General features: G+C 35.5%; 13 protein-coding genes. 5 read left to right on the top strand and 8 right to left on the bottom strand.

The window, feature by feature from the left end:
* Positions 1-100: 100 nt before the first annotated feature.
* On the top strand, positions 101-421 hold the full coding sequence (locus O0236_RS07140) for a hypothetical protein (protein WP_268914164.1): 321 nt from the start codon (positions 101-103) through the stop codon (positions 419-421).
* 555 nt (positions 422-976) lie between these two features.
* On the opposite strand, the gene O0236_RS07135 is transcribed toward O0236_RS07140, so the two are convergent.
* The 4 genes from O0236_RS07135 to O0236_RS07120 form a co-directional block, all read right to left on the bottom strand.
* Positions 977-1186, bottom strand: coding sequence for a hypothetical protein (locus O0236_RS07135; protein ID WP_268914165.1), 210 nt, complete (start codon positions 1184-1186; stop codon positions 977-979).
* A 535-nt stretch (positions 1187-1721) separates the two neighbouring features.
* The gene (locus O0236_RS07130) at positions 1722-2474 is read right to left on the bottom strand and encodes an amino acid ABC transporter ATP-binding protein (protein ID WP_268913918.1); all 753 of its coding nucleotides are present in this window, start codon (positions 2472-2474) and stop codon (positions 1722-1724) included.
* Positions 2471-3922 (bottom strand): amino acid ABC transporter substrate-binding protein/permease, encoded by a 1452-nt coding sequence (locus O0236_RS07125; RefSeq protein WP_268913919.1) that lies wholly within the window; start codon positions 3920-3922, stop codon positions 2471-2473. Before O0236_RS07125 ends, O0236_RS07130 begins: the two co-directional genes overlap by 4 nt.
* Positions 3923-4132: 210 nt before the next feature.
* A complete protein-coding gene (locus O0236_RS07120) occupies positions 4133-4561 on the bottom strand; it encodes a GNAT family N-acetyltransferase (RefSeq protein WP_268913920.1) in 429 nt (142 codons plus the stop codon).
* A gap of 150 nt (positions 4562-4711) precedes the next feature.
* Here O0236_RS07120 and O0236_RS07115 point away from each other — a divergent pair, with 150 nt between their 5' ends.
* Positions 4712-6094, top strand: a complete 1383-nt coding sequence (locus O0236_RS07115) for a L,D-transpeptidase family protein (RefSeq protein ID WP_268913921.1) — start codon at positions 4712-4714, stop codon at positions 6092-6094.
* Positions 6095-6169: 75 nt separating this feature from the next.
* Here O0236_RS07115 and O0236_RS07110 read toward each other — a convergent pair whose 3' ends face one another.
* The 3 genes from O0236_RS07110 to O0236_RS07100 all read right to left on the bottom strand — a co-directional run bounded on the left by O0236_RS07110 (position 6170) and on the right by O0236_RS07100 (position 8043).
* Positions 6170-6688: a GNAT family N-acetyltransferase gene (locus O0236_RS07110; RefSeq protein WP_268913922.1), complete on the bottom strand. Its 519-nt coding sequence runs from the start codon at positions 6686-6688 to the stop codon at positions 6170-6172.
* Positions 6689-6727: 39 nt separating this feature from the next.
* Complete coding sequence (locus O0236_RS07105) at positions 6728-7048, bottom strand: DMT family transporter (protein WP_268913923.1); 321 nt, start codon at positions 7046-7048, stop codon at positions 6728-6730.
* Positions 7049-7206: 158 nt separating this feature from the next.
* The gene (locus O0236_RS07100; RefSeq protein WP_268913924.1) at positions 7207-8043 is read right to left on the bottom strand and encodes a hypothetical protein; all 837 of its coding nucleotides are present in this window, start codon (positions 8041-8043) and stop codon (positions 7207-7209) included.
* 149 nt (positions 8044-8192) lie between these two features.
* Here O0236_RS07100 and O0236_RS07095 point away from each other — a divergent pair, with 149 nt between their 5' ends.
* Positions 8193-8639, top strand: coding sequence for a hypothetical protein (locus O0236_RS07095; protein WP_268913925.1), 447 nt, complete (start codon positions 8193-8195; stop codon positions 8637-8639).
* A 63-nt stretch (positions 8640-8702) separates the two neighbouring features.
* Here O0236_RS07095 and O0236_RS07090 read toward each other — a convergent pair whose 3' ends face one another.
* Positions 8703-9761 carry a hypothetical protein gene (locus O0236_RS07090; RefSeq protein WP_268913926.1) on the bottom strand — a complete coding sequence of 353 codons (1059 nt, stop codon included), beginning with the start codon at positions 9759-9761 and terminating at the stop codon, positions 8703-8705.
* Positions 9762-10239: 478 nt separating this feature from the next.
* Here O0236_RS07090 and O0236_RS07085 point away from each other — a divergent pair, with 478 nt between their 5' ends.
* Entirely contained in the window at positions 10240-11412 is a 1173-nt protein-coding gene (locus O0236_RS07085; protein ID WP_268913927.1) for a pyridoxal phosphate-dependent aminotransferase, read from the top strand.
* Between the two features lie 16 nt (positions 11413-11428).
* Positions 11429-12277, top strand: a complete 849-nt coding sequence (locus O0236_RS07080; protein ID WP_268913928.1) for a MetQ/NlpA family ABC transporter substrate-binding protein — start codon at positions 11429-11431, stop codon at positions 12275-12277.
* The last annotated feature ends 6 nt before the right edge of the window (positions 12278-12283 follow it).

The raw sequence follows: 12283 nt of genomic DNA, 5'->3' as shown, positions 1-12283 counted from the left end.
TTCGGAGGTGGGCGCATTTTTAATTATAGGAATGTAAACGCTTAACGTGATTATGTGTTACGCTGGAGTAGGTTATAAATCGAAAGGGTGGTGCACAATAATGGACTTAGATATGACAGTTAAATTAGGCGATTATGACAGCCATAGTGGAATGAAACATATTGAAGTAATTATTGGCGGTTTCTTTGGTGGATATCTTGATCAACGTTCAGAAAATGGTCCTTGGTATTTCACTGCCAACAAAAATGTGAGTTACGGTCCTTACATCGCTTGGAAAAATGGAGATTTACAAAAACCGGTCAAACTTTCAAAATCAGGAAAGAAGTCGCTTGAAATGATTCAAGAAGCAGTTAATAAACCTGATTATGGCCTTATAGGAAAACAAACAGGTATCATTGGTGGTACTCTTTTTAACAAATAATATCTTATAGTAATTGCTAAAGGCACTCATCTCATTACGAGGTGGGCGCCTTTTTATATTATGTGCATAAATCACAAAGTTTACAAAAACGATCAAAAGATGTAAAACAGGAAAAAAGACTTAAAGGCGCTCATCTCTTCGGAGGTGGGCGCTTTTTTTATCTTTTTTAATATTAAAGTAATTTTCAAGTATATGGTTCTAACTTAAATCAGGATTTGAAAAAATGCCGTTTTTTTAAAGTTGGCAGTCAATTGATCAGTCCCGTACTCCATATGCTTGACTCAAACTTAAAAGAACTCGAAGATATGCTTAACGCTTTCGACAAGTATTATCACTTCACCCGGGTTTATCGTGGATTCGTAGGAGACTTGTGGCCATCCAATGGCGAGCCAATCCAAAAGGAAAAAGCTAAGGATGAGATGTGAAATCTTCCAATGTACGTAACAGACATATATAATAGAAGCTTTTTGTTCAAAAAGTTTGGTTTTAAACTAAAAAAGCAAGGGATTAACGCCGTCATATCAACGTTAAAACCTTACTTTTATTACATAACATTTAGACAGTTAAATAATTGTTAACGGCAGACTTAAAATCATCTTCATTTTGATTGTCGATCCACTTATGATATCCAGCGCTCATAAAATGTAATTCGTTTGTTCTTGATAACCAAATAGACACTTTTGAATCTTCAAATTTATAATCTGAGGTTAAGAGTGAATTAATCATATTTGCCATGTTTTCTAAATACTGTTGATTATTATCCATAAATTAAATTCTCCTTCTGTTTTAGGTACATTATTAATTACGTGAAAGTTTGTGAAATTCATTGAAAAAACTGCGAAAAAATATAAAACAAAAGTTTTGTTGACACTTTTTTGACACTTTTGGTCTGTATCCCAGTTATATAAACAAACAAGAGTACCCACCTCCGGTATACAGCTACAATACAGAGTTTGTTATGAAATAAGGAACGTTGATATATATCAACGTTCCTTTTCTTATGCTTTTAAAAGGAGATACAATACATAGCTTGTTTGGTTATTTGGCTATTAATTCTCCGTCCCACTTGTCTATAAATATGGTAAATACACTGCCTATGATTCTTATTAATCAATTAGCTTAATAAGTGTATCAATGGTTTTGTTGTCCTTTGATTGTGGTGATTATTGAGTGAAGGCTGCTGGTTCCTAGACGTTATTGTCTCTGGCTCTTGATTCACTTAAGCTCATAGAATAAAAAATCCGTTACCAGCAAAAGGGGGAACCTTTACTGAATAACAGATTTAGTGATTAAAGTGGCATTAAACGTTTATGATTTTATCTAAGAAACTTTGCAAACGACCATTTTGTGGATGATTGAATATTTGTTCCGGGGTTCCTTCTTCAAGAATCTGACCATCATCAACGAAAACGACGCGATCAGCAACTTCCTTAGCAAAGCCCATCTCATGAGTAACGACGACCATTGTCATACCTTGTTTAGCTAAATTTTTCATTACACCCAAAACATCTCCAACCATTTCAGGATCTAGAGCAGAGGTTGGCTCATCGAATAACATAATATTAGGGTTCATCGCTAAGGCTCTTGCAATGGCTACACGTTGTTGTTGACCACCTGATAGTGATTGAATCTTAGCATCAAATTTTTCTTCAAGACCAACCATTTTTAATAACTTGGTGGCGTGCTCAGTAGCCTCTTTGGCGTTTTCCTTTTTTAACTCAACAGGAGCTAACATGATATTTTCGCCGACTGTCAGATTATTGAAAAGGTTAAAATGCTGAAATACCATACCGATATTTTCTCTAACAGCATTAATGTCCGTATCTTTTTTTGCAATATCAACCTTGTCGATGATTATAGATCCAGAAGTGGGGCTTTCAAGTTTGTTCAGTGTCCTTAAAAATGTACTTTTACCCGAACCAGATGGCCCGATAATCACGACGACTTCATTGTTCTTTACAGTTAAATTAATACCCTTTAATACGTGGTTACTACCGTAGTCCTTAGTTAAGTTAGTGACTTGTAATTTAATATCTTCATCTAAATTCTTCATAGATTTGTTCTCCTTTGAACCCAATTAGATAACCACGTTAGTAAAGTGATTATAATTAGATAAATTAATGCGATAATTGTCCAAACTTTGAATCCTTCTAAGTTTCGCGCGATAATAATTTTTCCGGTTTGGGTAAGTTCTAGTAATCCAATGATCGATAAGATTGAGGTATCTTTCAGTGTGATGATAAATTGATTAATGAAGGAAGGAATCATGATCCGAATTCCTTGTGGAAGAATAATTTTTCGCATTGATTTACCAAAAGGTAATCCTAAACTACGGGAGGCTTCCATCTGTCCAGAATCAACTGCCAGAATACCACCTTTAACAAATGCAGCGATGTAGGCACCTTCATTAAACGTTAGAGTGATAACTCCAGCAACAAAAGCTGGTATTTTAGTCCCGGTCAAACTAGGAATTCCTGTATATATAAATAGGGCGAGTACTAATAATGGTAATCCTCTAAAAATATAAATCATGGTGGTTGAGAAGCCAGTGCTAAATTTGCTTGGAACAACTCCTAGCAATCCAATTATAATCCCAAAGATAGTAGCGAAGAATATTGAGACGACCGTTAACCAAAGTGTCTCCATCAGTCCGCTAAATAGGGCACCACGATTTTGTTTTAATAATCCCAAAAATGTTCTACTAGAAGAGTTCGTTTGCGCTTTAACAGGATGATCTTTGGTTCCTAGATACTTATTCACGATATCATCATATTTACCATTTTTCTTCAGATCATTTAATCCCTTATTAAAAGCGGTTAACAATGCTTTATTTTTACCATGGTCTACGGCAAAACCGTAGCTTCCTGATAATGCTGGTTTAGTGACGATTGCTAAGTTAGTTCCTTGCTTTATAGCGTATTTCATAACTGGAGAATCTTCAAAACAAGCCGCAGAATTACCTGTTAAAACATCTTCATACATATTATTTGAATCATCAAACGTGACGATTTTGAAACCGTATCTGTTCTTAAGACCATTGGCATAGTCAGCTCCTGCCGTTCCGGTTTTTACCGCAACCTTTTGTCCCCTTAGATCTTTCAAATTTTTGATGTTTCTACCTGGTTTAGTTGCCATAACAACACCAGATTTAAAATAAGGATGAGAAAAATCGAATTTGGCTTGTCGTTCTGGAGTAATAGACATACCAGCGATTACACCATCAATTTGATTTGACTCCAATGCCTGTACAGCAGCATTGAATCCTAGTGGCTTAATCTTAACATTAAATCCTTGGTCTTTTGCGATTGCTTTCATCAAGTGCATATCGATTCCGACATATTTATTTTGATTGTTTGCAAATTCAAAGGGAGGAAATGTAACATCAGTTCCAATTTGATACGTTCTTTCAGCATGTGCATCAATATCTTTCTGCGATGACAATATACTAAAAGTTGTGAAAAGGGTTAATATACTAAGCAAAGTGATGATTTTATGTTTCATGGTGCGCCTCCTATGTCATGTGATAAAATATAACATAGGTTAGCATAACAAAGTTTTAAAAATATGTACATATTATTTGAAAAATTCTCATTTTTCTTTTGAAACCGGTAAATTCAAAACGAAGTGATACGACAAGTTGATTATTAAAAAAACCGCTAATAATCCAATATAGGATACTAGCGGTTCGCATATATTATATTATCTAGTAATTTATAATTCTTTTTTTACAATTACACACTCGACGCCATCTTCAATGAAAATATCAGATGCTACCGAATATCCATTTCGCTCATAGAATTTTTGTGCGGTGAGTTCACTATGAATAATCGAACCGGTCATTCCAAGATCTCTGGCATGGTCTTCCAAAGCAGTTAATATCTGCGCACCTAAATGTTGGCCACGGTATTTTTTAAGGGTAGCAACTCTGCCAACACGAAGAGTGTGGTCATCATTTTTTTCAAAACGGCCCGTCGCGACAGGAAGGTTGCCATCAAAGATAACTGCATAAGTCAGTGAATCGTTATCTTTGTCGTCGAATTCATCTTGAATATCAATGTTTCTTTCAATAACAAAAACACTCATTCTGACATAACTAGCTGCAGCACGAATTACTTTACCATGATTAATTTCGACTTTCATAATATCCTCCATTAGTTTAGCTTTATTTTACTACAGTAAACATGAAGATTTAATTAAAGATGTGTAAAAGTGTCTATATGAGTAGCATATGATGGGATTTGTGTTTAGAATATAACAGTGCACTTTGGAGAGATAAGGCAGGTAGATAAATTGGAAAAGCGACAACATAAGTATAGCAAGACAAATAAGCGCCGTTCATTTAAAGTTTTTTATATTGGCTTATTGATCATTGCAATTATTGGTGGCGTAGGAATCTGGGGATACTATCGCAATCATTTTAAGATGACTAGCATCAACGGAATTGATGTTTCAGGAATGACGGTTGCTCAAGCAACGAAAAAATTAAATACCACAGGATTAGATCGAAAGAACGATTTGGTGGTCAAAGGCTCTTCTGTTAATGTCAATAAATCTGAAGTGGTCGGTTTATTTAACAAGCGAAGTTCAATGAGTATGTTTTCTAAACCACAGTTAACTACAAAAGTTGCAATTTCTAATCAAGAAAAGAAGCGTCGGCAAACTTTGTTACCAGAATTTAAGGCAAAAATCGCTCAAATCAACCTTAATCGCAAGCCCACCAGAAACACGAAGGTTAACGTGGTTAACGGCAAAGTCACTGTGAATAGGGGAGTTCAAGGAACTAAATTAGATACTAAATGGATGATTAAGCAATTTAAGTATCAAGCTAGCCACAATCTGGTTATCGCGGTGCCTAAAAAGGTTTTAAAAATAGATAATCCCAATGGTAAATTTATTCGTGGACAAAAGCAGAAGCTTCAAAGCATTCTTAATCACGAAGTTACTTTAAAAACTTATAACAAAACTTTAAATTTCAAAGCCAATAATTATCTTGACACGATTACACAGGTTAAACGTGGAAAATATTATTTTGATTCAAATAAATTAACCACTAAGATTAATCAACTCGCTAACAAAGTTGACACTCTAGGTAAACCTTACAAAATGAAAGTTCATTCTGGTGCAGTGATGACCGTCCAGGGAGGAACATATGGTTGGCAAATCAACCGTGCCAAATTGACTAAAGTCATTCTTGATAATCTTGAGCATAAGTCTGATTCTACTATCAACTTAAAGAATTATGTTAGTGGTATGGGGTATGGTCGATCGAAGGTAAATCGAACTCATGTTGAAGTAGATTTAAAGAACTTGATGGAATATGTCTATGTTAATGGCAAGCTTAAGGTAAAAACACCAGTGATGTCCGGGACAGTGACTGGTGGCAATAAGACGCCACAAGGGACATTTTACGTGCTTTATAAGCAACGTCATGCCACATTGCGAGGCAATAACAACGATGGCTCTAAGTACGCGTCACCAGTAAATTACTGGGTGCCAATCACTTCTGATGGTGTTGGGCTGCATGATTCACCTTGGCAACCAGCATATGTTTATGGTAAGCCAAATTATCGAAGCCAATATCATTCACACGGATGCTTGAATAATCCACCATCGATTATGGGAAAAGTATTTGCCAATACTTATGTCAATGAACAAGTAATTATTTATTATTAATAAAACAAAAAGTTCCTTGAAATCAACTGATTTCAAGGAACTTTTTTAATACTGTAAATGCTAGTTTAATGTTAACTAGACCAATACTTTTGTCATGATCCAGTCATTATTAGGAGTGGATCCCATTAAGAAAACATGAGTGCCAGTTTTCTTAAATCCCCATTTAGTATAAAATTTTTGGGCGTTGATGTTCTTCTCCCAAACACCAAGCCAGATCATTTCTTTTTTATTATGGCGAGCTAATTTAATGGCACGTTCCATCATTGCTGTGCCGACTCCCATACCTTTGAATTTCTCACGAACATAAATTCTTTGAACTTCCATATATTCGGATCCCATTGATTCTGTTTGCGCGTTATCAAAATTAATCTTTAAGTATCCAGCGAGTTCATTATCCTTAAAGACAAAGTAAAATGCCGAATTAGGATTATGCATTTCGTCTGTAATTTTAGAACTATTAAAGGCGTTCATCACATATTGATCAATATCTCTTTGGCGATTATTTGGTAAAAACGTATCGATGAATGTTTCAATCGCAATCTCGGTTAATTGATCGAGGTCATTCAGGTTACATTTTTTGATGCTTAGTGACATTTTGTCGCTCCTTTAAAAAATGATATTGTCATTATATCATTAATGGCCACTTGTGACTTTAATTCCGATGATTCCAATAATTAACATGCCAACGAATAACCATGTGGTGATTGACAGATTATCTTTAAACAAGAAAACACCCGCCAAGATTGAACCAACAGCTCCAATTCCAGTCCAGATTGGATAGGATAAACTGATTGGCAATGTTTTAGTTGCCTTGGCTAAAAAGTAAAAGCTCAGTATTAGGCCGATGATGGTTGCAACTGAAAATCCTAATTTTGTAAATCCGTGACTTAGTTTCAGAGTAGTTGCCCAAAGTACTTCAAATAATCCTGCAATTAATAAATCAATCCATGCCATTATGAATTCCTCCAATAAAAAACACATCGCTAAACTTCTTCTTTGACCTAACGAAGTTTAGTAATGTGTTTGTGTTGATTGCACCCGGTGGCGCACTGTGTGTTTAATTTGTCTTTAGAATATAACTGATAATCACGTAATAGTCAATTTATGTTGTCTTACAGAATTACTTGATTAGCTAAAGTAAAGTATTTTTGAGTACCAAATGTGAATACTGAGTAGGTTTGATTAAATGTATCGTTATCAATCGTCACTTTTGTACTTGTTGATTTATTTAGATTTTTAATTGTTAACTGATATTGCGTCTTACCACTTTTTGCTACATGCTTATCTTTTACGCCCTTAATATGTTTTGCATAATAAAGATATTCGACTGAACCTTTGCTGACAACTTTATTAATTTTTGCAGTCGCCATCGGCTTAAAGCTCATTCGTGGGTAAGCGTCATAGTAACGCTCAATATAACCATCGGTCGTTATTACTAAGCGGCTTTTTAATTTAGTAGTTCCGTTCGCATTGGCTTTTGTTCCAACGTAAAACATCCCAGTCAACGGTAAGTCATTAACTTTTGTAAAAAGCATCTGTTGAGGAGCAGCAACAGCGACAAATGACGATGCTTGTTCCGTAGCTCCACTTTGCTGCCAGTTAGTGTTATTGCTAATTTTACCCCATGATTTTCTAGTTTGATAGCTCAATGAACTTAGATTGAGCCTGATGCTAAGTTGTGTTCTGAAAGCATCTTGAAAAACGTAACCAGGGACGATGGTATTTTTCTTAATCTTAACAGTTTGATCAGTTCCAGATAGTGGAACTTTAACTGTTTTTTGTGCCTTGAAATAGGCATAGGGATTTGTCACCGTGGCTGCAGGAGTGGTGTCTACAGTACTTGATTTGCTTGCTGAGACAGAATTTGATGCAGCTGATGCAAAAGTTGAACCGGCCATTAGTGTGCCGACAATTACCCCAGCAGATACTAGGATTTGTTTGATTCTCATTTAAATCACCTCAATATAATTATATCCTTTTTATTCCAAATACTAAACTTAAGAAATGGTAACACCATCCTTACAATTTAGTTAAATCTATTGAATGCCAATGTTTCACTTGTTAATATAATATCATGAAAATTTTAAAGGCCATTGCTATGTCAGTTATGACAGTAGCTTTAACGTTAACGACCATCCAACCGATTTATGCCACTAAAAAGGTATCACAAGTTAATTATGATCAACTATCAAGTAAAGATAGGCGGAAGGTAAAATTCTCTGGTAATTGGCATTATGATGCAAAAAATTCGCCCAGTGTTTATGTTCGCGTGTATCGTAATATGAAAATTAAGAATGGAACGAATAAAACAATCAAGTTCACTTTTTCTAAAATCAAGTATTATCGTCCACACTATCCCAAAAGCATGGCACCAGTTGCTTTACCACATAAAGCGGTTGTGGTTAAATCCGGAAAAACCATTACGATTAAAAGGGCTTTTGATGTTTATGGACAACAGTGTCTATATGATTCAACAATGAAGCAATTTTACTATTATCAACGACCATCAGTTAAGGTTCTGACCAATTCTGATTTACAAAGATAAATAAAAACCATCTTTCATGTTGTTAGAATTTACATGAGAGATGGTTTTTATTTGATTAATTAACTAGTACGTAGTTCCTTCAATCAATGATGGTGATTGAGGTTCATCTTGTTTAAGAACCATAACTTGACTGTCAATCTTCAAAGCACGAATAATGATCTGATTGATCTCGTTGTACAACTTGGTATCGACTGAGTCTGACAAGTTACCGACGTTAATGATTAAGCGGTTCAATTGATTAGTATCGATTGCGTCATTAATTTCAGCAGTGTCAGTTAATACACGTTTGTTGCTTAATTCTGCAATACTATTGTTTACTAATTCAATTTCTTGAGAAGCAATGTCTCCTTGAGCGGCTTTTTCTACTTGAGTATCAGTTAAGTCAGTTGGAGCTTTACTGATTTTGATGTCAGAAATTGATAACTTGTCTGCAATTTTCTTAAACAAAGCGATGTTCTTTGGTAGTCCCATCAAGATAACAGGAGTCTTTAAATCAACGATTCGGTTAAGGTATTTATTGATTTCACGATAGTAACGTTCCAAATCAATTTGTTTTTCTTTACTGGTTTCGTTGTGACCATGATAAGTAGTTGAGCCACCTTGGCCACTAAAGTTAATTTCACCACCACGTTTTTCTGATCCTAGCGTTGCAACTAAGTCAGTAGGGGCGTCTTTGCTTAGTTTGATTGGTGAAATGGTTTGGTCGATAACATTAAATAATCTGAATGTAGAACCCTCTAAAGCTAATAGATAATATACCTTGTTTGGTTGTTCCCGTAGGATTGAAAGTAAATCAGGCGATTTACTGATAGTAATGTGAATATCATCAACGGTGGTTCTTGGTAGAAGCAAGATTTCAGAGTTTGTGTCTTGAATAAATAAAGTTACGCCTTGATAAGGAAGATCTTCATCAATTAAATCAAAAATTTGTTTTTCTAGATCTGAATAATTCAAATCTGAATTATCTTCAGCATACTTCTTAACTTCAGTCAAAGCACTCTTCAGGTGTAATCGCTCATCTTGTTGATATTTCAATTTATTTAGGTTGATGCTTAGGGTGATAACATCTTTATCTGGAGTCAGTGTCTTCGGCAAGTTTCTCAATGTGATTGTTTTTGTCATAATGTCACTCTCCTTTAGCTTTAATAACTTCATTATAGCAAAGAAACTCATAGGGAGGGTCTTTCAAGTTTTGAACATTATTTAATGAATTTTTTTCTTCCACGAACGGTTCACGACCAATTGTGGGATGAATATTAAAAAATCGCTTGATTTATTAGAAAACAATGTTATTATTTATAGTAATTCAATAAACAAGTCATGAAGAGAAGAGTAATTTCGATGGTGTTCTGTAGAGAGTTGGGATTAGGTGCAAACCAATGTTCACTGTGAAATGAAGATGAGCTCTGATAAATGGATTATTGTTAACGCGGTAGTCACGGCAGGATCCGTTACCATCCCTAGCATTATTGTGCTGTTGAGGCAGGTTGACTTAATCAAGCTGTGAATCAGGGTGGTACCACGATTTCGTCGTCCCTTTAGTTGTTATGCAACTAAAGGGACTTTTTTTATGATTTGAATTAGAGAAAGGGGGAATTAGATGAAGATTCAAAAATCGCAAGTGTTAGATAATTTACCGAAACAATTTTTTGCTAGCTTGGTACAAAAGGTCAATCAAAAGATTGCTTCTGGAGCTGACGTTATAAATCTGGGTCAAGGAAATCCGGATCAGCCAACCCCAAAAAACATTGTTGAAGCAATGCAAAAGGCGACGGCTGATCCTAATAGTCACAAGTATTCTCCTTTTCGTGGTAAAGAAGAATTAAAGCAAGCCGCTGCTGATTTTTATCAACGTGAATACGGAGTGCAATTAGACCCTCAGACTGAAGTAGCAATTATTGGTGGTTCAAAAACAGCTTTGGTCGAATTACCATTAGCGTTATTAAATCCCGGAGATAATGTCTTTTTACCCGATCCAGGCTATCCAGATTATTTATCCGGAGTACCTTTGGCTAACGCCAAGTTAAATCTCTATGCAATCAATGCAGAAAATGATTATTTACCAGATTTGACGGAAATTGATGTGGATCATGATAAGCGGAATCTGATTTACCTAAATTATCCCAATAATCCTACTGGGGCGATTGCAACTCCAGAATTTTATCAAGATGTTGTGGACTTTGCTAAACAAAATAATGTTAGTATCGTTCAAGATTTTGCATATGGAGCAATTGGTTTTGATGGTAATCGACCAGTCAGTTTTCTCCAAACTCCTGGTGCTAAAGACGTTGGTATAGAGACGTACACATTCTCAAAGACTTATAATATGGCAGGCTGGCGGGTTGGATTCGCAGTTGGAAATTCAGATATTATAGAAGCAATTAATTTAATTCAGGATCATTTATTCGTTAGTGTTTTTCCAGCCATCCAGGATGCCGCCACAGCCGCATTAAATGAAAGTCAGGAAAGTGTCACTAAGTTGGTATCGCGATATGAACAGCGACGGGATCAGTTTTTCAATGCCGCTAGATCAATTGGATGGGAGCCATACAAATCTGAAGGAACCTTTTATGCTTGGATGCCGGTTCCAGAAGGTTATACCAGTGAAAAATTTGCTGATTTGCTACTGGAGAAAGCCGCCGTTGCAGTGGCTCCAGGAACGGGATTTGGTGAAAATGGCGAAGGATATGTTCGGATCGGATTATTGATTGATGAACCAAGATACACTGAAGCGTGTCAGCGCATCGCTAAACTAAATTTATTTAAAAAATAGAAATGAGGAATTCAAGATGAGTCGTAGAGGAAGAAATATTACTATTTGGGCAATCGTAGTTATCGTTATTTTAGGAATTGGTTATTTAAGTTTTGGTCGTAGTGCAAGTAACAATGCCAAGACAGTTACCATTGGGGTTATGTCTGGTACTAAGCAAGATGACGCAATCTGGAACAAAGTTGCTAAGGTTGCAAAGGATAAGTATAAGATCACATTGCAGTTCAAGAAGTTTACAGATTATAACCAACCCAACAAAGCATTGGTAAACGACAATATTGATTTGAACTCATTCCAACATTACGATTTCTTGAATAACTGGAATAAGAGTAACGGTAACAAGGTAGTTTCAATTGGAAAAACCTTCATTACACCAATTCGAGTATATTCACAAAAAGTTAAGAACATTAAAGACCTTAAGAAGGGTGCAACTATCGCAGTTCCTAATGATGCTACTAATGAATCACGTTCATTATTTGTATTGAAAAATGCTGGATTGATTACATTTAAACCAGGGACTAAACAAGCAACATTGAGTTCTATTGCAAAAAATCCTAAACAAATTAAGATCAAAGAGTTAGATGCTAGTCAAGTTGCTCGTTCACTTGCTGATGTTGATGCTGCTGTTATTAACACTAACTTTGCACAATCAGCTGGTTTAAATTACAAGAGCGCCATTTATGTTGAACCAATCAACAAAGATTCTAAGAGATGGATCAACATTATTGCTGCTAGAAAATCTGATAAAGACAAGCAAGCATATAAAGATGTTGTGAAATCATACCAAACTCCAGAAGTTAAAAAAGAAATTGAAAAGCAATATGGAACATCTGAAATTCCTGCTTGGGACTTGAACGTTAACAAATAATACTGG

Origin of the sequence: Lentilactobacillus sp. SPB1-3, from assembly GCF_026913205.2 — a bacterium.
Classification (GTDB): Bacteria; Bacillota; Bacilli; order Lactobacillales; family Lactobacillaceae; genus Lentilactobacillus; species Lentilactobacillus terminaliae.
The sequence above is the reverse complement of the archived record's forward strand: the minus strand, read 5'-3'. Positions and strand labels throughout refer to the sequence as shown.

Bases quoted from the DNA above. Each gene is read 5' to 3' on its own strand.
- O0236_RS07085 (WP_268913927.1), top strand. From the start codon at position 10,240: ATGAAGATTCAAAAATCGCAAGTGTTAGATAATTTACCGAAACAATTT.
- O0236_RS07080 (WP_268913928.1), top strand. From the start codon at position 11,429: ATGAGTCGTAGAGGAAGAAATATTACTATTTGGGCAATCGTAGTTATC.
- O0236_RS07120 (WP_268913920.1), bottom strand. From the start codon at position 4,561: ATGAAAGTCGAAATTAATCATGGTAAAGTAATTCGTGCTGCAGCTAGT.
- O0236_RS07135 (WP_268914165.1), bottom strand. From the start codon at position 1,186: ATGGATAATAATCAACAGTATTTAGAAAACATGGCAAATATGATTAAT.
- O0236_RS07140 (WP_268914164.1), top strand. From the start codon at position 101: ATGGACTTAGATATGACAGTTAAATTAGGCGATTATGACAGCCATAGT.
- O0236_RS07105 (WP_268913923.1), bottom strand. From the start codon at position 7,048: ATGGCATGGATTGATTTATTAATTGCAGGATTATTTGAAGTACTTTGG.
- O0236_RS07130 (WP_268913918.1), bottom strand. From the start codon at position 2,474: ATGAAGAATTTAGATGAAGATATTAAATTACAAGTCACTAACTTAACT.
- O0236_RS07110 (WP_268913922.1), bottom strand. From the start codon at position 6,688: ATGTCACTAAGCATCAAAAAATGTAACCTGAATGACCTCGATCAATTA.
- O0236_RS07125 (WP_268913919.1), bottom strand. From the start codon at position 3,922: ATGAAACATAAAATCATCACTTTGCTTAGTATATTAACCCTTTTCACA.
- O0236_RS07090 (WP_268913926.1), bottom strand. From the start codon at position 9,761: ATGACAAAAACAATCACATTGAGAAACTTGCCGAAGACACTGACTCCA.
- O0236_RS07100 (WP_268913924.1), bottom strand. From the start codon at position 8,043: ATGAGAATCAAACAAATCCTAGTATCTGCTGGGGTAATTGTCGGCACA.
- O0236_RS07095 (WP_268913925.1), top strand. From the start codon at position 8,193: ATGTCAGTTATGACAGTAGCTTTAACGTTAACGACCATCCAACCGATT.